The 24,258-nt window shown below is 52.7% G+C and carries 23 protein-coding genes and 1 other annotated feature (1 of these 24 running past the window's edge); of the genes, 11 read left to right on the forward strand and 12 right to left on the reverse strand.

Features of this window, described 5'->3' with window-relative positions; genetic code table 11:
- Positions 1 to 59: 59 nt before the first annotated feature.
- The 4 genes from tyrS (at position 60) to HFP08_RS22500 (ending at position 5,440) form a co-directional block, all read left to right on the forward strand.
- Positions 60 to 1,319 (forward strand): tyrosine--tRNA ligase, encoded by a 1,260-nt coding sequence (gene tyrS / locus HFP08_RS22485; RefSeq protein WP_168122870.1) that lies wholly within the window; start codon positions 60 to 62, stop codon positions 1,317 to 1,319.
- A 160-nt stretch (positions 1,320 to 1,479) separates the two neighbouring features.
- Positions 1,480 to 3,516, forward strand: coding sequence for a Na+/H+ antiporter (locus HFP08_RS22490; protein ID WP_168122871.1), 2,037 nt, complete (start codon positions 1,480 to 1,482; stop codon positions 3,514 to 3,516).
- Between the two features lie 65 nt (positions 3,517 to 3,581).
- A complete protein-coding gene (locus tag HFP08_RS22495; RefSeq protein WP_168122872.1) occupies positions 3,582 to 4,613 on the forward strand; it encodes an ATP-binding cassette domain-containing protein in 1,032 nt (343 codons plus the stop codon).
- Positions 4,610 to 5,440, forward strand: a complete 831-nt coding sequence (locus tag HFP08_RS22500) for an ABC transporter permease (RefSeq protein ID WP_168122873.1) — start codon at positions 4,610 to 4,612, stop codon at positions 5,438 to 5,440. Before HFP08_RS22495 ends, HFP08_RS22500 begins: the two co-directional genes overlap by 4 nt.
- Positions 5,441 to 5,527: 87 nt before the next feature.
- Here HFP08_RS22500 and HFP08_RS22505 read toward each other — a convergent pair whose 3' ends face one another.
- Entirely contained in the window at positions 5,528 to 5,956 is a 429-nt protein-coding gene (locus HFP08_RS22505; RefSeq protein ID WP_168122874.1) for a cupredoxin domain-containing protein, read from the reverse strand.
- Positions 5,957 to 6,102: 146 nt separating this feature from the next.
- On the opposite strand from HFP08_RS22505, the gene HFP08_RS22510 reads away from it, so the two are divergent.
- The 3 genes from HFP08_RS22510 (at position 6,103) to HFP08_RS22520 (ending at position 9,583) form a co-directional block, all read left to right on the forward strand.
- Positions 6,103 to 6,351, forward strand: a complete 249-nt coding sequence (locus tag HFP08_RS22510; RefSeq protein ID WP_168122875.1) for a hypothetical protein — start codon at positions 6,103 to 6,105, stop codon at positions 6,349 to 6,351.
- A 304-nt stretch (positions 6,352 to 6,655) separates the two neighbouring features.
- Positions 6,656 to 8,377: a pyrroloquinoline quinone-dependent dehydrogenase gene (locus HFP08_RS22515; protein WP_168122876.1), complete on the forward strand. Its 1,722-nt coding sequence runs from the start codon at positions 6,656 to 6,658 to the stop codon at positions 8,375 to 8,377.
- An 81-nt stretch (positions 8,378 to 8,458) separates the two neighbouring features.
- Positions 8,459 to 9,583: a carboxypeptidase-like regulatory domain-containing protein gene (locus tag HFP08_RS22520; protein WP_168122877.1), complete on the forward strand. Its 1,125-nt coding sequence runs from the start codon at positions 8,459 to 8,461 to the stop codon at positions 9,581 to 9,583.
- A gap of 53 nt (positions 9,584 to 9,636) precedes the next feature.
- Here the strand turns inward: HFP08_RS22520 and pqqE are convergent, their stop codons facing one another.
- The 6 genes from pqqE to HFP08_RS29370 form a co-directional block, all read right to left on the reverse strand.
- Positions 9,637 to 10,719 (reverse strand): pyrroloquinoline quinone biosynthesis protein PqqE, encoded by a 1,083-nt coding sequence (pqqE, locus tag HFP08_RS22525; RefSeq protein WP_168122878.1) that lies wholly within the window; start codon positions 10,717 to 10,719, stop codon positions 9,637 to 9,639.
- Positions 10,716 to 10,988 (reverse strand): pyrroloquinoline quinone biosynthesis peptide chaperone PqqD, encoded by a 273-nt coding sequence (gene pqqD, locus HFP08_RS22530; RefSeq protein WP_168122879.1) that lies wholly within the window; start codon positions 10,986 to 10,988, stop codon positions 10,716 to 10,718. Before pqqD ends, pqqE begins: the two co-directional genes overlap by 4 nt.
- Positions 10,985 to 11,695: a pyrroloquinoline-quinone synthase PqqC gene (pqqC, locus tag HFP08_RS22535; protein ID WP_240941754.1), complete on the reverse strand. Its 711-nt coding sequence runs from the start codon at positions 11,693 to 11,695 to the stop codon at positions 10,985 to 10,987. The genes pqqD and pqqC overlap by 4 nt, the downstream gene beginning before the upstream one ends.
- Before the next feature lie 2 nt (positions 11,696 to 11,697).
- Positions 11,698 to 12,618: a pyrroloquinoline quinone biosynthesis protein PqqB gene (pqqB, locus tag HFP08_RS22540; RefSeq protein WP_168122880.1), complete on the reverse strand. Its 921-nt coding sequence runs from the start codon at positions 12,616 to 12,618 to the stop codon at positions 11,698 to 11,700.
- A 48-nt stretch (positions 12,619 to 12,666) separates the two neighbouring features.
- Positions 12,667 to 12,738 (reverse strand): pyrroloquinoline quinone precursor peptide PqqA, encoded by a 72-nt coding sequence (gene pqqA, locus HFP08_RS29780; protein ID WP_168122913.1) that lies wholly within the window; start codon positions 12,736 to 12,738, stop codon positions 12,667 to 12,669.
- 143 nt (positions 12,739 to 12,881) lie between these two features.
- A complete protein-coding gene (locus tag HFP08_RS29370) occupies positions 12,882 to 13,343 on the reverse strand; it encodes a WGxxGxxG family protein (protein ID WP_240941755.1) in 462 nt (153 codons plus the stop codon).
- 143 nt (positions 13,344 to 13,486) lie between these two features.
- Between HFP08_RS29370 and HFP08_RS22555 the strand changes: the two genes are divergently transcribed.
- Both HFP08_RS22555 and HFP08_RS22560 read left to right on the forward strand, forming a co-directional pair.
- Positions 13,487 to 14,050, forward strand: a complete 564-nt coding sequence (locus HFP08_RS22555; protein ID WP_168122881.1) for a manganese efflux pump MntP — start codon at positions 13,487 to 13,489, stop codon at positions 14,048 to 14,050.
- Positions 14,051 to 14,198: 148 nt separating this feature from the next.
- On the forward strand, positions 14,199 to 15,584 hold the full coding sequence (locus HFP08_RS22560) for an MATE family efflux transporter (RefSeq protein ID WP_168122882.1): 1,386 nt from the start codon (positions 14,199 to 14,201) through the stop codon (positions 15,582 to 15,584).
- Positions 15,585 to 15,642: 58 nt separating this feature from the next.
- On the opposite strand, the gene HFP08_RS22565 is transcribed toward HFP08_RS22560, so the two are convergent.
- The 5 genes from HFP08_RS22565 to HFP08_RS22585 form a co-directional block, all read right to left on the reverse strand.
- A complete protein-coding gene (locus tag HFP08_RS22565; RefSeq protein ID WP_168122883.1) occupies positions 15,643 to 16,794 on the reverse strand; it encodes an acyl-CoA dehydrogenase family protein in 1,152 nt (383 codons plus the stop codon).
- 40 nt (positions 16,795 to 16,834) lie between these two features.
- Positions 16,835 to 17,827, reverse strand: a complete 993-nt coding sequence (locus tag HFP08_RS22570) for an acrylyl-CoA reductase family protein (protein ID WP_168122884.1) — start codon at positions 17,825 to 17,827, stop codon at positions 16,835 to 16,837.
- A gap of 20 nt (positions 17,828 to 17,847) precedes the next feature.
- Positions 17,848 to 19,629 carry a methyl-accepting chemotaxis protein gene (locus tag HFP08_RS22575; protein ID WP_168122885.1) on the reverse strand — a complete coding sequence of 594 codons (1,782 nt, stop codon included), beginning with the start codon at positions 19,627 to 19,629 and terminating at the stop codon, positions 17,848 to 17,850.
- A gap of 273 nt (positions 19,630 to 19,902) precedes the next feature.
- On the reverse strand, positions 19,903 to 20,895 hold the full coding sequence (mgrA, locus tag HFP08_RS22580; protein WP_168122886.1) for an L-glyceraldehyde 3-phosphate reductase: 993 nt from the start codon (positions 20,893 to 20,895) through the stop codon (positions 19,903 to 19,905).
- Between the two features lie 124 nt (positions 20,896 to 21,019).
- On the reverse strand, positions 21,020 to 22,912 hold the full coding sequence (locus HFP08_RS22585; protein ID WP_168122887.1) for a terpene cyclase/mutase family protein: 1,893 nt from the start codon (positions 22,910 to 22,912) through the stop codon (positions 21,020 to 21,022).
- A gap of 251 nt (positions 22,913 to 23,163) precedes the next feature.
- Between HFP08_RS22585 and HFP08_RS22590 the strand changes: the two genes are divergently transcribed.
- Both HFP08_RS22590 and HFP08_RS22595 read left to right on the forward strand, forming a co-directional pair.
- Positions 23,164 to 23,643 carry a DUF6530 family protein gene (locus HFP08_RS22590; protein WP_168122888.1) on the forward strand — a complete coding sequence of 160 codons (480 nt, stop codon included), beginning with the start codon at positions 23,164 to 23,166 and terminating at the stop codon, positions 23,641 to 23,643.
- 26 nt (positions 23,644 to 23,669) lie between these two features.
- Positions 23,670 to 24,062 carry a GIY-YIG nuclease family protein gene (locus tag HFP08_RS22595; RefSeq protein WP_168122889.1) on the forward strand — a complete coding sequence of 131 codons (393 nt, stop codon included), beginning with the start codon at positions 23,670 to 23,672 and terminating at the stop codon, positions 24,060 to 24,062.
- A 105-nt stretch (positions 24,063 to 24,167) separates the two neighbouring features.
- Positions 24,168 to 24,258: a binding site (T-box leader), on the forward strand (it continues 153 nt past the right edge of the window).

Raw genomic sequence — 24,258 nt, forward strand, 5'->3', positions numbered from 1 at the left:
ATCTTTGACAAGGGGCGATTTTTGTTTTTTATTTTCATAGAAGAAGGAGCTTGATGGGCATGAACATTATTGACGAGCTGGCATGGCGCGACGCCATTAATCAACAAACCGACGAAGAGGGACTGCGGAAGCTAACGGACGGGAAGGCGGTCTCGCTCTATTGCGGCGTGGATCCAACCGGCGACAGCATGCATATCGGGCATTTGATTCCGTTTATGGTATTGAAGCGATTCCAGCTTGCTGGACATCGTCCCGTCATTCTGATCGGCGGCGCTACAGGCACGATTGGCGACCCAAGCGGACGCAGCTCGGAGCGCACTCTGCAGACGTTGGAGGAAATTCAAGCGAACGTGGATGCGCTGACCTCGCAACTCAGAAAGCTGTTCGTCACGGAAGGCGACAATGAAATCCGCATGGTGAACAACTACGACTGGACGCATAAGATCAATATCATTGAATTTCTTCGGGATTACGGCAAAAATTTCAATCTGAATACGATGCTGGCGAAGGATGTGGTGGCGAGCAGGCTTGAAGACGGCATCTCGTTCACGGAGTTTTCGTACCAGATTCTGCAATCGCTCGATTTCCTGCATCTCTATCAGCATGAGGATGTGCAGCTGCAAATCGGCGGCTCGGATCAATGGGGCAATATTACGAGCGGACTTGATCTTATTCGGAAGAAGGAAGGCTCCGAGGCCGTCGCGTTCGGTCTGACCATTCCGTTAATGCTGAAGGCGGACGGTACGAAATTCGGCAAGTCGGCGGGCGGCGCGATATGGCTCGACGGGAACAAAACGACGCCGTACGAGTTCTACCAGTTCTGGGCAAACACGGATGATCGGGATGTGGTGAAATATCTAAAGTACTTCACATTCCTGTCCAAGGAACAGATTGAGGCGCTGGCCGAGAAGGTCGAGACAGAGCCGCATAAGCGCGAAGCGCAAATCACGCTGGCCGAGGAGATGACGCGATTCGTTCACGGCGAAGACCTGCTTCAGCAAGCCAAGCGCATTACGGCCGCATTGTTCAGCGGGGATATACGATCGCTGTCGGCTGAAGAAATCGAGCAAGGCTTTAAGGAAATGCCGACGTTCACGTCTTCGAAGGAGCCGAAGAATATCGTGGATTGGTTGGTCGAGCTCGGCATCGAGCCTTCCAAGCGTCAAGCGCGCGAGGATATCAACAACGGCGCGATATCGATGAACGGCGAGAAAGTGGGATCTCTGGAGCTTGTAATCGACGCAAGCCATGCCATCGGCGAACGCTTCATCATTATTCGCAAAGGCAAGAAGAAGTACAGCTTGGTTAAGATGGCGTAAGCGTAACTCCCCGCATGGTATCGAGAGTCGAGAGCCTAACCATTGATTCCATTTCTGGAATTCAGGTTAGGTTTTTTCGTTTCGGCGGCTGCAGCTTGAATGAAAAATCGAATCCAAGGGTATATCATCTTGGAAGGACTTACGATGGAGGATTAGCGATATGGAATTATTGATGACGATTATTTTATTGCTTGTGTGCTTGGCGATCTCGAATATTATCAGCTACTACATAACCTTCCTGCCGACCGCGTTGATTCAGATCGCTTTTGGCGTCAGCATCGCGCTTCTATTCAAGGAATTTCATCTCGAGATTGAAGCGGAGTGGTTCTTGCTTCTCTTTGTCGCTCCGCTCCTTTACAATGACGGCAGATATTTCCCGAGAGATGAGCTGTGGAAGCTGCGCGCTCCGATTTTCGGGAATGCCATCGTGCTCGTCTTGTTGACGACAATTGGCGGCGGCTATTTCATCCATTGGATGATTCCCGACATTCCGCTTGCCGCCTCCTTTGCGTTAGCCGCCATTTTGTCGCCTACAGATCCGGTTGCGGTGAACGGAATCGCGAAGCGCGTTCATCTTCCCCAGAAGGTATTGAATTTGGTGCGCGGAGAATCGTTGATCAATGACGCCTCCGGCCTTGTCGCATTCAATTATGCGGTAGCTGCGGTTGTGACCGGCTATTTTTCCTTGCATCACGCGATTATTGACTTTGCGTATATGTTTATCGCTGGCGCCGTTCTTGGCGTTGTGCTCAGTTTGCTGATGACATGGCTGCGATACAGCTTGCGCAAGAAGGGCATCAGCGATGTTACGCTGCATGCTCTGCTGCAGCTGCTGACGCCGTTTCTGATGTTCATTGTAGCCGAAGAGCTGCTTCACGCTTCCGGCGTTATTGCTGTTGTGGTAGGAGGCGTCGTACACTCTTTGCTTCGCGAGAAAGCGGAGCCGATGCAGGCGGAGGAGCAGGTGCTGACGGAAAATATTTGGACCACGGTTTCGTTTGTCCTGAACGGCGCCGTGTTTCTGCTGCTTGGCCTGATTATACCGCCTTCAGTAGCTTCCACCGTCGAAAATCCGACCATTCACAATGCGACTGCCATCGGTTATGTACTCGCGTTAGGGACGGCCATATTGGTCATTCGGTTCATTTGGTCCTACTTGTTCGCCTATTATGAATATCGGATGAAACGCGAAGACGATTTTGCCCCGCCTACAATCAAGATGACCTTATTGGTTAGCTTGACCGGCGTTAGGGGGGCATTGACGATGGCCGGGGTATTGTCCATTCCGTTTCTGATTCAAAGCGGAGACGCGTTTCCCGAGCGTTCCCTCATCCTGTTCCTGGCGGCGGGCGTAATTCTGTTCACGTTACTCGCCGCAACCGTATTTCTTCCGCTCATCAGCAGAGGAGAAATGTCGGAAGGAAGTCCGTCCGCTTATTTGGACACGCAAGAAGCCAGGAGCAAGCTGTTGCTCGCGGCGATGAGGAAGCTGCGATTGGAGACGACTCCGGAGAACGAAACGGCGGCCTATCAATTAATGGACGAGTTGAAGGAATCCTTCAAGCAAATTCACCATGAGATGAATCCGAAGCAAAAGGTCGACAATGATTTTGTCAACGAGGTAATGGAAGTTCGATTAAGGGCTCTGAAATCGGAGAAAAAATACATCGTGGATGCCATGGACCGGGGAGAAATGGACGAAGAGCTGTTCGAGATCTTCATGAGATCGTTCGAACTGCGCGAAGAGGCATTGCTGCATAAAGCAAGGTCCCGCTTCGGCTTCATCGTTCGAAACGTATGGAGCGACTGGAAGCGATCTACGGGCAAGCGTCGCAATCGCGGCAAGAATCGCATGGTTCAACGAAAGGCGGGCAGAGACATATGGTTAAGAGCGTCCGTTGCGGCGTTGGAGCAGCTCGAAGCCGATGCGGGCGGGCATGAAGAATCTGGCGTCATCTATTCCGTCATTCTGGAATATAAACAAACGATTAGTCGTTTAAGAGGGCCCGCCGCATTCAACGCCACTGTCGAGGCTCAAAAGGAGGAGCTTCGAATCGTGGTCATGGATGTGGAGCGCGCGGAAATTCTCCGGTTGTACCAAAACGGTGAGATTAGCAACGAGCAGGCAAAGGAATTACGTCGAATTATCAATTATATGGAAAGCGCAACGCTGCTCGAGTTTTTTCTCGTCGTTTAAATTCCGTTTACACAAGGACGTTATGATCTCAATATAAACCACTCAATTGGCAGGAGGACATGCAAATGGAATATGGGAACAAGAACGTATTTAGCGGCGGCAACGGACAGTTTGCCATCGAAGCGCAGGGGCTCGTCAAGGTGTTCGGCGAGAACCGGGCGGTTGACGGCGTTGATTTGAAAGTGAAGGCAGGATCGATCTATGGGGTGCTGGGTCCGAACGGAGCGGGGAAGACGACAACCATCAGCATGCTCGCGACGCTGTTGCGCCCTGACGCGGGCTCGGCACGAATCTTTGGACATGATGTGGTGAAGGAATCCCAGATTGTTCGTCAGTTGATCGGAGTAACCGGACAGTACGCATCGGTCGACGAATCGCTCAGCGCATTGGAAAATTTGGTTATCTTCTCGAGACTTCTTGGACTGGGCAGGGCGGAGGCCAAGAAGAAAGCATGGGATTTGCTTGAGGAATTCGGGTTAACGGAAGCGGCCAAGCGTCCGCTGAAGAATTTCTCTGGAGGCATGCGACGCAGATTGGATCTTGCTGCAAGCTTGATCGCGCAGCCGCCGCTCATTTTCCTGGATGAACCGACGACGGGACTTGATCCGAGAACGCGCGCGCAAATGTGGGACACCATCAGAAGGCTGGTCAGAACGGGATCGACGGTTCTGCTGACCACGCAATATCTCGACGAAGCCGATCAATTGGCGGATCGAATCGCGGTTATCGATCGCGGCAAGGTCGTTGCGGAAGGAACGGGCGACGATCTGAAAGCTTCGGTCGGAACCTCCTCGCTGCATATGAAAGTCGCGGATTCGTCATTCATTCAAGAAACTCGGCAAATTGTCGAGAAGGTGCTCGGCATCAAATCGAGCGTTTCTCCGGAAGCGGGCACGATTACAGCTCCCATGGCCGACGCCGATCTGGTAACCGATCTGTTGATTGCGCTTCGCGAGAAGGGAATCCGTTTGTCGGAGATGAGCGTGCAGAAGCCGACGCTTGACGAAGTGTTCTTGACGATTACGGGGAAAGGCGTAGAGGACGACATGAGCAAGGAATATCAGAATTCGAGCCTGAAGGAGGCGGCAAGAGCATGAGTACGAATCAATCGACTGTTTCATCGATCAAACCGGGCTTTGATCGTCAATTGAAAAATCGCACAAGCATTAAACAAACGATAAAAAACTCTCTCACAATGGCATACCGGGGCCTTCTGAAAATTAAGCGAACGCCGGAGCAGTTGTTCGATGTGACGCTTCAGCCGATTATTTTCACATTGATGTTCACGTATATATTCGGCGGAGCGATTTCGGGTGATGTCGCCAGTTATCTGCCCGTCATCATTCCGGGCATTCTCGTGCAGACCGTCATTACGACCTCCATCGTGACCGGCACGCAACTGCGGGAGGATATGGACAAAGGCGTGTTCGACCGCTTCAAGTCGCTGCCCATCGCTCGCATCGCTCCGCTTGCCGGAGCCTTGCTGGCCGATACGATCCGGTACACCATTGCGACGGTGCTTACCTTCTCCATGGGCTATATTATGGGTTATCGTCCAGACGGCGGTCTGGAGCATGTCGCCCTCGCTGCGCTGCTCGTTATTTTCTGCGCCTGGTCGATCAGCTGGATATTCGCTTTCTTCGGCGTCATCGCTCGAACGGCTTCGAGCGTGCAGGGCATATCCATGCTGATTCTGTTCCCGCTTACCTTCCTGTCGAACGCTTTCGTGCCTGTAGACACGATGCCGAATTGGCTGCAATGGTTCGTTAAGATTAATCCGATTTCGCATCTCGTGACGGCCGTCAGAGATCTGGCCAATAACGGAACGGCTGGCTCTGATCTTGTAATCGCGCTTCTCGGCGCTGTCGTCATTGTCGCCGTCTTCGCTCCAATAACGGTTCGCGCTTATATGCGGAAGACGTAATAATGTTTTAAAGTAATTAAGCTTGCTCGCAAAGCCGATAAAGTCGAAGAGACTGCCGACAGGCAGTCTCTTTGCTTTTACAAAACCTTATGAAACGGTAATCGTTCCGGTCATATTATCATGTCCGGCGCCGCATTGGATGGAGCAGTTGAAATCGTAAGTTCCTGCTTTATCGACGGTGAATGTTGCTGTTTGACCGTTCGTTAGGTTAACATTCAGATCCGGGATTTCAAGTCCATGATTGCCGACGGTATTATTCAAAGTTAATTTCACCGTGTCTCCCACATGGAGCTGAATATCATTCGGCGTGAATTCGAAGTTTTTGGCATCTACCGTAATTTCCTTCGTCTCTCCTCCCGCTGCAGGCGCGCTTGCTTCCGGCGACGGCTGGTTAGTGGCGGTGTTCGTCGTATTGTTGCCGTTTTTGTTGTTATTATTATTGTTGCCGCATGCGCTCAAGACGACCATTAATGACAACGCGCAGCATACATAAACGAATATTTTTTTTCTTAGCATGTTTTGCCCCTCCAATTCATTTCATTTCAATTATTATTCGCGATTCGATGTGAAGTTATGCACGGCATAATCGCCCTTGTCCAAGGCATACAATCATTATTGAAAAGCAAGATTTTATTCGGGTTGGGCGAAAGGAGGATGTGCGAATGGCTAAAGTATCCATGAAATCGCCTATGAAAGGCGCATTGATGGGCGTTTCGATGACCGGCGGTTGGCTCTTGGCCGATCTCTTGCTTCCCGAGCCATGGGGCGATGTTGTCTTGTTCGCGGCGATGGCGGTTGTGAATATCGGGATTGGCTGGAAGCTTGGAAAGCTGTATGACGCGCAGCATAAGAAAGAGAAGGAGATGGAGGCGGAGACGATCGAAGGCTTGGATGTCAAGAATGCGTTCTAAACGGAGCGGAACGCAAGCTCCAAGCGAATATTGCGTTTAATAGCATACTCGAAGACATGTGTTGAATAGCAAACCTACTGGAAGCAAGCTTTGACGATGACCCTTTCACTTCCTCACAGGGAGGAGACGAAAGGGTTTTCGTTGTTCCTGCTTTTTCTCCTATGCTTCGAATCATATTATTGCCCCTGCCGAAATTCCTTGACATAATTTGCGCGAATTTGGAAATACCATAAACAACGAAGAAGGCAAGCAGCCTTCTTCTGCTGATGAATCCGCATACCCACTCATCTTGGAGGTTACGATTATGAAAAAAACGCAAGCAAAAATCGCAGCAGCGCTGGCTGTGCTGGTCATCCTCAGCGCTTGTTCCAGTAATAACGCCAATAATAACAATAATGCCACTCCTTCGCCGAATGCCGGCGAGACAGCTTCCAATCCGCCTTCAACGAGCGGAAGTTCCTTTGAGAACTGGGGTTCCTACGGATACACGCTCACGAATAATCGTCATGTTCCCTTCAAAGAGATTACGGCCGATAACGTGAATGATCTTGGCGTCATCTGGTCTGCGGATCTGAAAACGCTCGACGCTGATGTCAAGAACGGGAATCAGTCTTATCCCGTAGTCATCGACGGCGTCATCTACTTGACGACGGCGGGCAATCAGGTGTTTGCGATGGATGCAATGACCGGAAGTACCATTTGGCATTGGAAGCCGTCGGCCGAGCAAGCCGCGGGCTTCTCAAAAGCGGGGATCATCTCCAATCGCGGCGTAGCGGTAGGCGAAGGCAAAGTGTTCACGCTCGCAGTCGATAATTCGCTAATCGCTCTGGATCAGAAGACGGGCGAACTTGTGAAGATGATCAAGCTTTCCGACTATATTGACGGTGTCACAATCGAGAACGGGTACTATGAGACGACCGCTCCGCAATATTACAAAGGCAATGTATATATCGGCAGCAGCGGCAGCGACAACGGCGTTCGAGGGTTTGTTGCCTCTTTCAAAGCCAGTGATTTGACGCCTGCATGGGATTCGCCGTTCTGGACCGTGCCGCCGAAGGGCCAGGATTGGCTTGCGAACAGCAAGTTTCAAGGCGGCGGAGCCGTATGGGATCCTGTTGCGATCGACGAAGAAACCGACATCATGTACTTCGCGACGGGCAATCCTGCTCCGGATTTCTTCGGCGATAATCGCCCTGGAGACAATCCGCATACCGATTCGGTCGTCGCTGTTAACGCTTTAACCGGGAAGCTTGTCTGGGCCAAGCAGGAAATCAGCCATGACATGCGGGATTACGATGCGGCGGCATCGCCGATGCTTATTAACGCCAAGGTGAAAGGCGAACAGAAGAAGCTTGTCGTGCAAGGCGGCAAGTCCGGATTATGGTTCGCCTGGGATGCGGCTACGGGCGATGATGTCTGGAATGGCGTACCGTTCGCCAAGATCGAAAGCAAAGAACCGACGCCCGAAGGGACGATCAGTTATCCCGGCGTTCTCGGCGGGGAAAACTATGCGCCGGAGTCGTACGATCCCGCGACCAATTATGTGTTGATTCCCGGTATCGAAGAGCCCTCGCTCTACAAATCGGCAAAATCGGAAGATGAAGCGGCAACGCCGGATTTTCCAGGAGCGGCTGCTTTTGGCACCATGTATGAAGCGGTGCCTGACGTGAAGGGATATGGTACGGTAACCGCGATTAACGTAGATACGGGAGAGCAGGCCTATCAGATCAAAACAACGGATGCGCAGCGCGGCGGATTGACGAGCACGGATTCGGGTCTTGCCTTCTTCGGCGAGCTGGACGGCAAGATCAATGCGCTTGACATTAAGGCGGGCAAGGTGATCTGGACCTTCCAGACATCTGGCGATAATGTTCAGGCTGCTCCGTCGTTGTTCACCGTCGACGGCAAGGAATATATGGTCTTCACCACGGGGGGATCGAAGCCGAAGGTACATGTTTTCGGTCTTGGCGGCGACAAGACGCAGGGGGCGGAAGGCGAAGCCGAAACGGGCGGTGCACACTCATAACGGAGAAGGCCAAGGTGAAACGCGAATTCGTCGTTTCATCTTGGCCGATTCCATTAAAGGAGATTAAAGGAGATTTCTTTCATGATAAGAACGAACAAAGGCAAACGCATCATGCTCTGGGCAGCATTTGCTGTGCTAGCTGCGATGCTATGGACGAATTCCGGGTATCGGGCAAATGCTCAGAAAGAAGCAAACGCTGCGCATATCGAGCTTGAACAAACCACGCTTACTGTCAAAGCGTGGCGTAATGACGGCTCTCATTTGATGGCGATAAAGGGCAAGCTGAGTTATGAAGAGCATCCCGTCGCGAATGCGCTCCTTGTAACCGAACCTGCAGGGAAGAGCATCCTAACGGACAAGGAAGGCGTTTTCGAGCTCATCGTCGACCGCAGTCTGATCACCCGCAAACCCGTTCGAGTCGCATCATTAGACGAAGCGAGAATTGACGGCGAACCGGTAACGGAGGAAGCGGCGGAGTTGCTTCTGGCGGTTTCTGATGCAATAAGCGTGTACCATCCGATTGAGGTAACCAAAGTTGAGCCTTTGCTTTCGGATGGGAGCAGAGTCAAGGTGCATGCTCGAATAATGAGCGAATCTGAAGACCGAATTTCTTATTTCAGGGCAGACAAGTACCGAATTGCGGGCAGCGTCGAGGATGCCGACGGCAAACCGGTGAAGAACGCTATCGTATGGATCGATCGCGACCAAGGCGAGGGCTTCGCCAAGTCGACGCCTACCGACGAGTTCGGCAATTACGAGATGTATTATTGGCCTGAGGAGGAGGACACGAACCTTACCGTAATCGCAGGAACGCGTCAATACGCGCTGCCGGCGGGCAAGGTGTTGATCCTTCCAAGGCATACAAGCGTAAATATTCGAATCCGGCTGCCGCGGGCGGGCTCCATTATTGAAGACAAGCCTCCCATGCTGATTTGTACAACTTCGAAGGGAGCGACCTATTCGGGCCTGATGGCCGGACTCGATGTACCGGCAGGAACGCCTTATTCCTTGACAATACCCGATGAAGCCGGCCGCTTCGTACTGACGGTGCCCAAGGATGCTTGGGAGAAAGGGCCATTGTTTTTCGAGACGCTACTAACAAAGTTCGTCGAGCGGGATAAGGTGTTGAAGGCGGGGGACGAGCTTCCGGTCGATTTTGTGCAAGGGAAAGAGCATGATCCTAGAATTGAGGCAACGCCACACTAATATCGATTCGCCAACGGCGGCGCTGGAAGCCAGATCATTATGTACATTCAGATTTATTTGCCGCGATAGGCATAATCAGAAGCTTCTCGCTCGCCGCTGTTGATTCTGCCGACCTTCTCGGAGATTACGTCGTGCAAGGGCGAACGCGTGCATACAGGATCCGCTGCTTGCGCGTCGCCTGTCAGCAGAAACGCTTGACAGCGGCATCCGCCGTAATCCAGCTCGCGCCTCTCGCAGCTTCTGCAAGGCTCCGACATCCATTCAAAGCCCCGAAAAGCATTAAAGGACGGGGATTCATGCCATATCCAGGCCAAATCTCGCTCAAGCGCATTCTCGAAGGTCAAGCTCTTGATTTCCGATGAAGCCGTGCAAGGCAGCACCCGTCCGTCAGGTGCGACCGTAAGAGAAAGCTTGCCCCATCCGCCCATGCAGGGCTTGGGGAAATCCTCGTAATAATCAGGAACAATCCATAATAATTCCATGTGATGACCCAGCCGCTCGCTCGCCCGAATGAAGGCCTCCTCGGCTGTTCGTAGCTGTTCTCTTCCAGGAAGTAGCTGTTGAACATTGCGAAGCGCCCAGCCGTAATATTGCGAATTGGCGAGCTCCAGCCTCTTCGCGCCCCAAGAGTGGCATAATTCAATAATTTCCTCGATTTGATGAAGGTTTGCCCGGTGGAGCACAACGTTCATATTTAGCGCTAGACCGCTGTCATGTATGATGTGGGCTGCTTGTCTTTTCAATTCATGAGCCTTGATGCCTGCAATCGTATCCGCAAGCTCGGCAGATGCAGCCTGAACGCTAAGCTGAATGCTGTCTAAGCCGGCTGTCGAGAGCTGCACGGCTCGTTTTTTCGTCAAACCGACGCCGCTGGTAATGAGATTCACATAGAGGTCCAACTCTCTTGCATGGCGAACGAGCCGTTCCAGATCCGGACGAAGCAGCGGTTCTCCACCCGTGAAATGCACCTGCGCAACCCCAAGCTCGCTTGCCTGCTTCAATATCCTCAGCCAAACGTCAGTCGGCAGCTCGCTCTCTTTCTTCTGAAGCTCGATTGGATTAGAGCAGTAGGGGCAATGAAGCGGACAACGATGCGTGAGCTCCGCGGTCAATGCATAAGGCAAGCTTGCGGTCATACCTCCAACCACCCTCTCTCGGCAGCTTCAGAGAAAAACGCCATAATATCCTCCTCAAGACCCCGTTGACCGTACTGCTGTTGAAGCTCCTCTATGATTTGAGCAATCGTCCGCTGACCATTGCAATGCCGCAATATCGCTCCAGCCGCTTCGTTAAGCTCGACAATCCGCTCCGGCAGCAGCAGAAGCTCCGTTTGACGGGCTGTGTCGTACTTCATGCGACCTGGACTTCGCAGTCTCGGACGTTCGGACAGCGCCCATCGGCTCATCGCTCAGTATCTCCGCCGGGATAGGCCAAGGATAATGCGTCCAATAAGGCCCAAAGAACATTGCATTTGAAACACAGCGCCGCAATCGCCTGCTCCTGCTCTCTGCGGTCTCTGCATTCACGCAACACGATGCTGAGTCCATGATCCGCATCGCGCGGAGCCTGATGAAGCCGCGTCTGGAAGTAGGCAAGTCCTTCGGGGCGGATCCACGGATACAACTGCTCAAATACGCCAATTCTCTTGGAGACGAGAGAAGGCGCGAACAGCTCGGTCAAGGAGGAGGCGACGGCAATGGGCCATGGCTCCAGCCTGCAGAAATTCACATAAGCGTCTACGGCAAAGCGAACGGCCGGAAGAACATGGCGCTCATCCAGCATTTCCTCTCGCGGGATGCCGGCCGCTTCGCCGAGACGAATCCAAGCCTCGATGCCGCCTTCGGCGCCTTCGCGTCCGTCGTGATCGATAATCCGCTGAATCCATTCCCGGCGATCCTCCCGAGATGGCAGCTTTGACAGAATTAGCGCGTCTTTGACCGGGATGTTCTTCTGATAGTAAAAGCGATTGGCAATCCAGGCCCGAACCTGCGAGGGAGCAAGCTTTCCTTCATGCATGGCGATATGATAGGGATGCTTGTCGTGATAACGCTCCTCTCCAACTTGCTTGAGACGCAGCGTGAACTGTTCATTCGACAGCAAATACGATTCCAACTTCAAACCTCCATTTCCATTCCGTCAAACCCGACTTCGATGCCTTGCGCGGTCAAGCTTCGTCTTTCGACCGAATTCTCGACCAGCATCGGATTCGTGTTATTGATATGAATATAGACCTTTCGCCGCGCAGGGAATTTCGCAAGTTGGCTTGCGCTTCCTGCCGTTCCCGCAACGGGAAGATGGCCCATATCGAGAGCATTTCGTTCGGACACTCCTAGCGAGCAAAGCTCTTCGCTATGCCAGAAGGTGCCGTCCAGGAATATGCAATCCGCCTCTTCCAATTGCTTCTCCAGCGTCTGCGACCAGGTTTCAATTCCAGGGGCGTAAACGACGACGCCCTGCGTCGTCTCATCCGTAATACGGTAACCCAAAACCCAAGACGGGGATTCTCCCGCCGTAAGATTCGAAAGGCTTGATCGGACATAAAGCGGGGGACTGTTCCCGAGATGAAAGGGCCTTACCTCTAATCTTCCCCCAAAAAGAGGAAAAGAATCCCCTGCAATCAGCTCTATCCATCTGTAGCTCGCGAAGGGTTCGACGATCCGTCGGATCGGGAAGCCGTCCGATAGCGCTCCGAGAACAGGAGGGGGACCGTAAACGTCCAAAGCCGATCCCTGTCTGAGCTGAAGAAGTCCGGTCGTGTGATCCAATTCCGCATCGGTCAGCAGCACAGCCTCAATCGGAGAGCTTCGCAAGGAAGGCCCGGGATGAAGGGAGGACTCCGCTTCCAATTGATGACAAATATCCGGGCCGGCGTTCAGCAAAGCCCAGCGGATGCCGTCGGGACTAATCGCAAGCGAATCATTCTTTCTGCTGCGCACGGACCCATCGCCGGTTCTTGCCCGCCGGCAGTTTGGGCATGCGCAATTCCATTGCGGAAACCCGCCTCCCGCGGCAGAGCCCAGCACTTTAATGATCATATTTTCTCCCCTCTGCCGAAATGCTGCGGATTGCTATTCCTTCAAGAGTTATTTCCGGTAAGCGTAGCAGGTAACTTCGGCGCATATTTCAATTATCTTGAAACTCGGCTTAACCCACATTGCCGCACCTCCCTCGATCGTTGTCAGATGTTCGTTCCCTTCATTCTATGTCGGTCCCGGGATGTCCAAGAAGCAAAAAAATAACGATGCGGTTCCCTCATCAAGTTGAAGGGTGAGCCGCATCGTTACTTCTTAGCCTTTCATCATCGATCATTACGCTGGGGATTGCGATTCCGCATACCGAACAACCCGAGCAGCCCCAGCAATCCAAGCCAGCCCCATGCCTTATTGTTGTCGGAGGAAGTTACTGCAGTCGCGCGATACCCGCCGTCTTCAAAAGATTGGTCATGGTAAGTCCCGGGGCGGTTTATTGTTCCGGAATGACTCCCGTTCGCGTTGCCGTTCAAGAACTGCGTTCCCGTATCCGTACCGTAGATGCTGACTTCATGTCCTTTTTCACTTAGGTTATGCAACGATCCGGCTTGCATTCCGGCATCGTAGCTTTTTGCGGAAATTCCGCTTTTCGTGCCGCTCGCTTCAGTCCCCATTCCGCTGCCCAATCCGCCGTTTCCGCCGTTATTGGCATGGGAATAGGCATAGGCCGAAGCGGCAAGCATCATAGAGGCCGCGACAATCCATACAACGCATAATATTGTTTTTCTCATGTATACAACCTGCCTTTGTCAAAGATTTTTTCTTTGCGTTAGGTTCCCACAGGAGCGACGATCCTATACTAAGGCTTGTACTAATTCAATATCGCATTGTATATAGTGGTAATAAGACAAACGATAAAAGAGGGAGCTGCAGCATGGAAACGTTGTACGTTTGGTTGATTAGTTTGTCGCTTGGCTTCGACGCGTTAATCGTTTCGGCTTCGTTAGGAATCCGTCGTGAGCCGAAAAACAAGTTGAAAATCGCGCTTGTATTCGCCGCGGCCGAATCTCTCATGCCGATTGCCGGTATGATTGTCGGGGGAGCGTTAGGACGTTTTTTTGGAGGAGCGCTCACGACGATAGGTGCTCTATTATTAATCGGAGTGGCGATTTATTTTCTTTTTTTCGATGATGACGATGATGAGCGTACGGCGTTCGGGCAGTCTCTTGCAGGTTGGCCGCTGCTTGCGGCTGCGATTGGCATCAGTCTGGACGAGCTGGCGGTTGGCTTTTCTGCCGGATTAATGCAAATGCCGATCATGCTTGCGATTTTATTGTTTGCAGTCCAGTCATTCGCGTTTTCGCTAATTGGCGTTACATTCGGAGCAAGACTGGGACGATTCCTCGGAGAATGGGCGGAGAAGGCTTCGGGCGTCGCGCTCGGGATTATGGGCGTTTGGATGTTGATCGAGAACGGTTTTTTTGGAATTTGCTTGTAGGCTGGAGGATGCTTCGCTCATAAGTTTCATCTTTTTTTCTGCCGTCCTTCGTTTTTTTTGCTATACTGGGATAGCTCGATCATGACAAACGGGACAACAACCGTTATCGGCAAAGTATACGAAAAGAAGTGATGATGCGGTGCAAGGCATGCGATCCAGACTCCAGACAAGAAGCGTCGCGATTTTGAACAACTATTTCACGGGCAGCTCGATGAACTACAAGCAAATATTCGCCATCATCGTGCCGATATTCGTGGATACCTCTCTGATCGTCATCATGGCGATTATGAACACCGCAATGGTCAGCTCTTCCGGCGTCGCCGCCGTGAGCGCCGTCAGCATGGTGGATTCGATCAATTTGTTTCTCATTAATTTGTTCGTGGCGGTGGCGACCGGCGGGACGGTTATCGTCGCGCAGTATAGAGGAAGCGGCAACAATGAGATGGTGTCAAGGGCCGCCTCGCAAGCCATTTCAGCCGTTGCGTTTATTTCGATTTTTATCTGCGTCGCTATAATCATTTTTCATACATCGACCTTGAATATGCTCTTCGGAGACGCGGATGAAGAAGTGATGCATAACGCCCGAATCTTTCTGATTGGAAGCTGCATCTCCTATCCGTTCATCGCAATCTTCCAGGCGGTGACGGGCGTGCTCAGAGGCGTGGCGGAGACGAAGGCGTGTCTGATGCTGTCCCTGATCATGAATGCCTCCTACTTCTTGTTGAATCTTCTTCTGATCAAGATATTCGATATGGGCGTCATGGGACTGTCAATCTCCGTCATAACGGCTCGCGTGCTGGGCATGGCGGCCGCTCTCTACTATTTGATTCGCTATAATCAGACGATTCGATTCAAGCTGCGCGAAATGCTCAAGCTGCATGCTTCCGTGCTTCGTAAAATTATGTATATCGGTATTCCGTTTGCAGCCGAGCAGATGTTCTTCAACGGCGGAAAACTTATCACGCAGACCTTCATCGTTCAGCTTGGCACGTTGGCGGTCACTGTTAATGCAATTAGCGGCTCTCTGTCCATGCTGTTTCAAGTGGGCGGCTCATCGATCTCCGTCGCGATTGTTACGGTAGTGGGGCAGTGCATGGGTCGAAGGAATATTGAGGATGCCCGGAAATTCATCAAATCCTTACTTGGCTTGTCAACGGTCGTATTTGTCGTTATAACCGTTATTCTGCTTCTGCTGTTCCCGCTCATTGTAAAGCTGTACGCGCCGCCGGATGAAATTGTTCCGACAATCTTCGCGCTCATTTTGCTGACATCGATTGCGCAGCCAATCGTATGGTCCATCAGTTTTATCATGCCGTCCGCGCTGCGGGCGGCGGGCGATTCCAAATTCACATCGATTGCTTCCTTGCTGTCGATGTGGCTGTTCCGTATTGTGCTGGGGTATATTCTCGGCATAACGCTTCATTTCGGAATTATTGGCGTCTGGGTGGCAATGGTGCTGGAATGGGGCGTGCGGGGAATCATCTTCTGGCTTCGCTTCAAGGGAGACAAGTGGTACAGGCATAAGCTGATATAGAGGCAAGAAGGCTGCGCGGTCGAGTCAATCGACGCGCAGCCTTCTTGGGCTTCGACTGCTATTCCGCAAGCGCAGCCGCGGCGAGCAACGAGATTACCGAATTGTCCATCGGAGGATTATGAAGTCCGGCGCGCACGTCGCGATAGTAGCGCTCGAGAGGAAGCTTGCGCGACAGGCTCGCGCCCCCGACGATGCGCATCGCGATATCCACGACCTTAATGGCATGATTGGTGGCGACATACTTGGCGAGGCCGAGCTCGGGCTTCATGGAAGAACGCGAATCCGCTTGCCGATCCCATCGATCCGCCGTATCGTAAAGCAAGCAGCGCGCGGTGCGAAGCTCGACCTCCATCTCGCCGATCGATTGCTGAACGGAGGGAAGAGAGGCAATTGATTCCTTCATTTGGCCCGGTTTATAGGCGCGGGCGAAGTCAAGCGCGAAATCTCTGGCAGCCATGGCGATTCCAAGGTAACAAGCCGGAATATGGAGCAGCCAGCCTCCGCCGTCATCGATGCCGCTGTCCGCCAATCTCATCTCATGCGGAACGAATACATCCTCGAGAATCATATCATGGCTCCCTGTAGCCCTCATGCCCAGAGTATCCCAGGTTTCGACCAGTTTGATGCCGTCGCCTCGCTTGACGAGGAAGCTTCCGATGCAAGCCTCTTCCTCCAGATAAGCCGTTACGACGAATTGATCGAGAATAGGGGACAAGGTGCTGAAAGTTTTCCGACCGGAAATCCGCCAGCCTCCGGAGACCGGAACTGCGATAGAGCCCGGCTTTCCGCCGCGGCTGGGGCTTCCCGAAGCGGCTTCGCTGGCAAAGGTATTGATCATGGCTCCATTCTCGGCAACGGAACGGCAAAGCTCCGCGAAAATCTTCGGGTTCCATTTGTCAGTGGAGCCGAAATGCAGCATTTGACCGAGATGCCACCCGAAGGAGAGCGCAGTTGAACCGTCCCCGTAAGCAAGTCTCTCTTGCACCTGCACCAATTCATAGAGGGAAATCTCGTCGCCTCCGTGCTTCTTCGGAATCGTGAGCTTGTAAAACCCTGCTTCGCGCAAATCGGCAAAATTGTCGAAGGGGAAGGAGCCGTCCCGATCATGGACCTCCGCTCTCGCCGCGAATATGGAAGCCAGCTCCCCCGCTTTCGACAATCGCTCCTGTTGTTCCCTGGTTCGGATATACTGCTCGGAAATTCGGTTCATATTCGATAACGCTCCTTCACTTATTAGCCGTTATCACCCATTATATCAGCTTTACGATTGCGCGTCCCTGCACCTTGGACTTCAGAATATCGCTCAGCGCCGAAGGAAGCTCCCCGAGATCAACTTCCCGATCAACAAGCCTCTCGAGATTCACGGGCTTGAGATCTCCGGCCAAACGCCGCCAGAGCCGCTCCCTTCGATCCCTTGGACAATAGACCGAATCAATGCCAAGTATGTTCACTCCCCGCAAAATAAACGGCATGACCGAAGTCGTGACGGCGGTTCCGCCAGTCAAGCCGCTGACGGCAACCGAGCCGTCGTAGCTCAGCTTCGAGACAATCGCAGCAAGCGTGCTTCCGCCCACCGGATCGACGGCAGCTTGCCAGAGCTGCTTCTGCAGCGGCTTGCCGCTGTCTCTAATGATTTCGTCCCGGTGAATAAGCTCCGCAGCGCCAAGCTCGGTTAGATACGGAGCGGCCCTCAGCTTTCCTGTGCCAGCTACGATCTGATAGCCCCGCCTGCTCAGCATTGCAATCGCCAATCCTCCGACGCCTCCCGTCGCGCCGGTGACGAGTATCTTTCCTTTGTCAGGGGCGACGCCGTTCTCCTCGAGTCGATCGATGGACATGGCTGCGGTGAAACCGGCCGTTCCTAGAATCATCGCTTCGCGCAGGGAAAGGCCCTCCGGCAGCGGCAAGATCCAATCCGACTTCAGCCGCGCGTATTCGCTGTAACCGCCGAAATGGGAGATGCCCAGCTCGTAGCCGGTCGCAAGCACAGATTGCCCCTCGCGGAACCGGCTGTCCGAGGACGATACAACATGACCGGCCAGATCGATCCCGGGAATCATGGGATAGCTTCTGACAACGCTGCTGTCTGGCATGCATGCGAGCGCATCCTTATAATTCACGCTGGAGTAGGCGACGCGAATCAGTACCTCGCCAGGAGGCAGCTGACTAAAATCCAGCTGCCTCCGTTCGTTGGAAAAGCCCTTGTTGTTGTCCACAACCAACGCTTGAAAGACTTCCTGCATCACAATCACTCCATTCGCGATTATTCCTTCTTGAAACGTTTCGCGAGAATCCGCATCTCTTCGGACATTTGATTCAGGCTGCTTGCGGAATTCGCTATTTCCTTCATGGCCGCGGATTGCTGCTCGGCGGAGCCGGCTACGCTCTGAGCGGTGCCTGCGGTTTGCAGCGTTATCTGCTCCATCTCATGAATGGAAGCCGCGATTTCCTCCGAGCTGGCCGACATTTGCTCTGCCGCTGCCGAGGTTTCCTCCACTTGGCGTACAATAGCTTTTGCAGAGTCAAGGATGCGGCCGAAGGCTTGGCCCGTCTCATCCATTGATTGAACGCTGCCCAGCACCTCTTGCTGTCCCTTCTGCATGGACTCGGAAGTCGCCGCGATTTGCGTTCTGATCTCGTGAATCAGCTCGGCGACTTGCTCGGCGGATTCGCTGGTCTGCTCTGACAATTTGCGAACCTCGCCGGCGACCACCGCGAATCCTTGTCCATGCTCGCCCGCTCTGGCGGCTTCGATCGCCGCGTTGAGGGAAAGCAGATTCGTTTGGCTCGAAATGCCTTTGATTGTATCGACGATTTCACCGATTAATTGGGATTGCTCATTCAGCTTCGCGATCGAGCCGCTCAATTCCTGCACCGTCGAGCTTACTTCATGCAATTTGCGAGTGGAGCCTTGAATCGATTGATTGCCGTTCTCCGCTTCTTCCAACGTTCTTGCCGACAAATCGAAGGCCGTTGACGAGGATTCGGCGATGCGCTGGATGCCGGTCGCCATCTCTTCCATGGTACGCGAGGTTTCTTGCATCGCCCCGGATTGTTTATTGTTGTTCTCCGCGACTTCGCCAATCGATTTTGTCGTATTCGCAATGGCCAGAGTCGTTTCGCCGATAACTTCGTTCAGTTGACTCGATGACGATGCAAGTATATTTGAGCTTAAGGTCAAATTACCGACCAACTGACGAATATTGCCCGCGAGCTTGTTGAACGACTCGACGAGCGCGCCGATTTCATCCTTGCTTTTCACCGTCAGGTCATCGCCGTCCAGATCGCCGCCCGATATTCGCTCCGCTTCGCGTGCGATTCGTTTGATCGGTTTCGTAATATGTTCGGCGAACAGGACGAGAATAATGCCTCCGACAACGAAGCAGATGATGAGCGTAATGACGATATTGCGGAAGATATGCTTCTGTCCCGCGTTATAATCTTGCATGTACGAGCCTGCTACAACGACCCAGCCCCATGACGACGAAGCCTTGGCATACGACACCTTCAGCGCTTCCTTCATGACTTTGTCAGGCTGATCGGCAGGGGCCGGCAAAGGCCAGTCATAATAGGTAAAGCCGCCGCCATTAAGACCGATCTGGATCAAATCCTGTATGAAGTAAGTGCCGTCCGAGGCTTGCTTGTCCCATATATTCTGCCCTTCAAGAGAAGGATGGGCAAGAAGGTTGCCCTTATCGTCCAGCACGAAAAAATAGCCGTTCTTCCCGAGATCGATGGAAGGATTAATCGCTCTGGTTCCGTTTTCGGTTTTGGCGCCCAGCAGCATGACGCGCATCTGTTCCTCAGCTTCCTCTTGCGAAATTTTGCCGGCTTCCACCAGCTTGTCCATGTTTTCGATTGAGGCCAGCACCAGATTAACGCTGGCGCTCAGCTTGCTCTCGATCAACTTATTCGTCTCGTCGACCGATACTTGATAGATGGCAATGCCGAGCGTCAGTATCGGCACGATCAACAGCAGGAACGAGCCGCCGAGCAGCTTCTTGCGAATGGTTAATGCGAATCTTGCTTTTTTTGTTTTAGACATGTTAAACCTCCCCCATATTCGCTATGTTTCGACAAATTTCGATGATGTCTAGTTTTAGCGTACTCGAACTTATAGTGGAAATCAAAGGAAGATTTTATGTCAATTTCATGAAAGGAATGGAGCTTTGCGCTCGATTCAGCGGAGATGATGAGTCCAGGAGCTATCCAAACAAGGCGGAAGCGGTGGATGGAAGCAAGCAACAGCCCTCCCATGCGCGAATTTCGCGCACGGGAAGGCTGTTCGGGTTAAAGCTTCGCGTTTAATCCCTAGCGATTAATCCTTAACGATCTGGTTGATCAACGCAAGCTCCTCGTCGCTGAAGCTCAGGTTGGAGAGCGCGGCAACATTGTCTTCGATCTGGCTTACCCGGCTTGCTCCAATCAGGGCCGATGTAATTCTGCCGCCCCGGAGCACCCAAGCCAGCGACATTTGCGCCAGGGACTGGCCGCGCGATTTCGCCAGCTCGTTAAGCTTGACGATCTTGGCAATCTTGTCCTCTGTAATGTCCTTGCCCTTCAAGAAGCCTGTCGAGCTTGCGGCTCGCGAGCCTTCCGGAATGCCTCTCAGATACTTGTCGGTGAGCAGTCCTTGCGCGAGCGGACAGAAGGCGATGCTGCCAACGCCGTTCTCCTCCAGCACGTCCTGCAGGCCGTCCTCGACCCAGCGGTTCAGAATCGAATACGAAGGCTGATGAATGAGCAGCGGCGTGCCGAGCTCCTTCAGAATGCGCGAAGCTTCGGCCGTCTGTTCGGCGGAATAACTGGATATGCCGACATACATTGCTTTCCCGGATCGAACGATCTGGTCGAGAGCCATCATTGTTTCTTCGAGAGGCGTGTTCGGATCAGGACGATGCGAGTAGAAAATGTCCACATAGTCGAGGCCCATGCGCTTCAAGCTTTGATCCAGGCTGCTAATCACATATTTGCGAGAGCCCCATTCGCCGTAAGGTCCCGGCCACATATAGTAGCCGGCCTTGGTGGAGATGACCAGCTCGTCACGGTAGGGAGCAAGATCGGATTTCAGCATTTGGCCGAACATTTCCTCCGCGGAGCCTGGAGGCGGTCCGTAATTATTGGCAAGATCGAAATGGGTGATGCCGAGATCGAAGGCGCGGCGAATCATCGCTCTTCCGTTCTCATACGAATCGACGCCTCCGAAGTTATGCCACAGTCCAAGCGAAATTGCTGGGAGCATAAGGCCGGATTTGCCTGTGCGGTTATATTTCATGGTGGAATAGCGGTCAGCGCTTGCTTCATAAACCATGTCGTGAAACTCCTCCTTTTTTCTTCAAAAAATCGTAGATCGCGAGCTCTCTCATTATATCGAACTCTATATCTATGCAAAAGAGCTGAATAAGAAGTAACCTACTATACTTCGTGTAAGTGAGTCATAGCAAAAATTTTTTCCGGAAATGAATTAAGGCAAGCAGGGGCCAGATATGCTGGTAGCTGTGATAACGAACGTAGAAGCTGCCGGGCAGGCCCGCGCCGGTCGGATAAGCGTTCATCTGCGAATCTTCCCTCAGCATATGCAATAAGGCTTCAACGCCTCTTCGCATCGAGCCGCCCGGCTCCCTCTCTGCGGCAATTAGAGCGTCGAGCGCCCATGCCGTCTGAGACGGCGTGCTGCCGCCGAGCGGCACGTACCGTTTCAACTGGTCGCTTCGGCAGGATTCGCCCCAGCCGCCGTCGCTGTTCTGAATGTTCTGCAGCCAATCCGCGCCTTTCCGAATGGAGGCGTGATTCTCTGTCAGTCCCGCCGCGCGCATTCCGGTTAAAGCTGCCCATGTGCCGTAAATATAACAAATTCCCCATCGGCCGTACCAAGAGCCGTCCCGCTCTTGTTTGCGGATGAGCCAGTCTACACCTCGTTTCATAAAGGAATGGCTATGGTCAAAGCCTGCGAATTGACCTAGAAATTCCAAGGTTCTGCCCGTCAAATCCGCTTCGGACGGATCGATAGCCGCGGATTTGGCCCCCTCGATAGCGAGCCAGGTAAGCATGCGGTTGTCCTTGTTCTTCTCGAAGGCCGGCCAGCCGCCGTCGCGATTTTGCATGAACAGCACCCATTGCAGCCCCCGGTTCCAAGCCGATTTCAATTCGGCGCTGTGCAAGCCGGAGCATTTGACGGCGCGAAGCGCCGCCGTCGTGTCGTCCACATCGGGATTCAACGTGTTGCGCTCGGAGAATCCCCAGCCGCCGGCTATACTGGAGGGGCTCCCGATACTCCAATCCGCAAGCTTGCGCTGCTGCCAAGGCAAGAGATAGCGTACGGCTCTCTGTGCGGCTCCGGACGAGTCGGAGCTCGCTTGCTGAAGCGTGTATGCGAGCAAAGCGGTGTCCCAAATGGTCGATGGTGAGTTCTGGATGGTCGTTCTTCCAGACGCATCGCAGCGCATCATGGAGAATGCCTGCGCCGCGCGCGTCAACACGGGATGCTTGCGATCGTAGCCGAGTGCTAGCAAGGAGAGAATCATAAGAATCGTGGAGCTGGCATAGCTGTACAGCGTTCCATCCGCTTCAATGCGATCGAGGATGAACTGCTCCGCCTTATCCAGCGCGGCCTCATGCAAGGATCGCGGACTGCCGATGACGCCTTTAAGTCCCTCTGCAATCGCGTCCAGCATCGTATTGTGCTCAGGCGGAAGCTCTTCTTCATTTGAAGCCTCCCGATCGAGAAGCAAGTCGGACAAATCAGGCTTCGGCGAGCCTTTCCAACCGAATTTCAAATCCGCCATAATGAGCATCGGCGCTAGATGCACTCTGGCATAGCCCGAGAATGAGAAGAAATGAACGGGAAACGACGATGGCAGCAGCAACGCTTCAATGGGAATCGACGAAATGGAGAGCGGCCATTTCATTTGTCCGGTTGCGGCGAGCAACGCTTTGGTCAATGTTGCTTCCGCTTTGCCGATACCGCCCTTCATCTGGATGAAACGCCGAGCTCTCTGCATGGCTTCGTCCGACGGCTTGCTGAAGCCGGAGAAGAGCAAGCCGTAATAAGCATCGATCGTGGCGGATAGATTTCCTTCCTCCTCGTCGAAGAACAGCTTCCAGCAGCCGTTCGGTTTTTGCTCTGCGAGAATTCGCGAATGGAGCTTTTGAATCAGCTCTTCTTCATTTTCTGCTTGCAGGATGCGTAAAATAATAATGACATAAGCGTCGATGCTCGTCCCGTTCTCGAAGCAATATCGCCAAGCACCGTCGATATGCTGCGAATTAGAGAGCATATCGGACAACCGTCCAATTTCTTCATTCACGGGCTGAATTAAACGGTCCATTTCGGATACCTCCGCGTCTGATTTTTACAAGTATATGTGAGAGGCTTAACGCTATTTCCTAATTTCCCGAATGCGGGTTACGCTGAATGTCAATTCTGTCTATAATTAAATATTCGGCATGGCTTTTTTCGGTTTGACATGGCGGCGGGATCGCGTTATGATGAACGAGCAATTATTTAGTAATTTACTAAATCAGTTAATATAGTGGATGAAATTTGGCGTCTATCTTATCATACGAGGGAGGATATACAATGAAGATACCGACAACGCTCAAGCATAAGCCGGTCATCGTCTCGGAAAATTACGAGGGCGTTGATGGGAGATATGCGAATCAAACGGATGCCAAGGGGCTTTCGTTAGGACTCGCTCAATGGAATGATCGAGGAAAGGTGGATATTTCCGCGAAGGTGTGGAGGCATACTGGGGATAAATGGTCTAGACAATCGGAGGAGCTTCCGCTTCATCGGGTGCTTGATTTGGCTATAATGGTCACCTCCGCTTTGACTCATTTTCGCGAGGCGTACCGATATAAGAATTTGTACGATAGCGAGAACCCGATTATTGATCGGATCGGCCTGCAAGGAGATGCTATGACCCTATCGGTATGCACGGATAATGAACGCATCAACGAGGATATTCGCTTGTTCAGTCAAGCGTTAAGCGACGATGACGAGTTGATTGGCGAACGGCTGCGCACGCTTTCCCGGACGCTCAAGGAATTAGGCTATTAAGAGGCGGATGGAAGGAGGGGAAGGCCATGATCGAGAAGCAGAGGAAGAAGGATTTGGCCGCGTCATACAAGCAGAGTTTTCGCCGGATGGGCGTGTATCAGCTCCGCAATACGGCGAATGGGAAGCTGCTGATATGCGGAAGCATGGATCTCGACGGCGCCAGAAATCGACTCGCTTTCATGCAGCAGACGAATACGAATTCGATGCCTGAAATTCAACAGGACTGGAAGCTGCACGGAGGCGACAGCTTCGTATACGAGGAGCTGGACGAGATCAAGCCTAAGGAAGAATTCGCGGGCGATCGCGAAGAGATGAAGAAATACAAGAAAGAAGTCGACGCGCTGCTCGGGCTGTGGGTGGAGAAGCTTAAACCGTTCGGAGAAGCGGGTTACAATCAGGCCAAGCGACTGCAGCTCTAACTCGGCTGTTCGCATCGGAAGGTTGCTCAACATGGAAATTCGGACGGATTTCACGGTTGACAACGCGAGAAGTTTAAGCTATTATTGCCAATAACTTAACCATAACCAAATGCTTTGATTAGAAATAGTAGAATGGAGTCGACCTTTCAGAGAGCCGGTGGGTGGTGCGAACCGGCAGCGTCGTTCAATTCGAACT

This window comes from Paenibacillus sp. HB172176 (assembly GCF_011947265.1).
Classification (GTDB): domain Bacteria; phylum Bacillota; class Bacilli; order Paenibacillales; family Paenibacillaceae; genus Pristimantibacillus.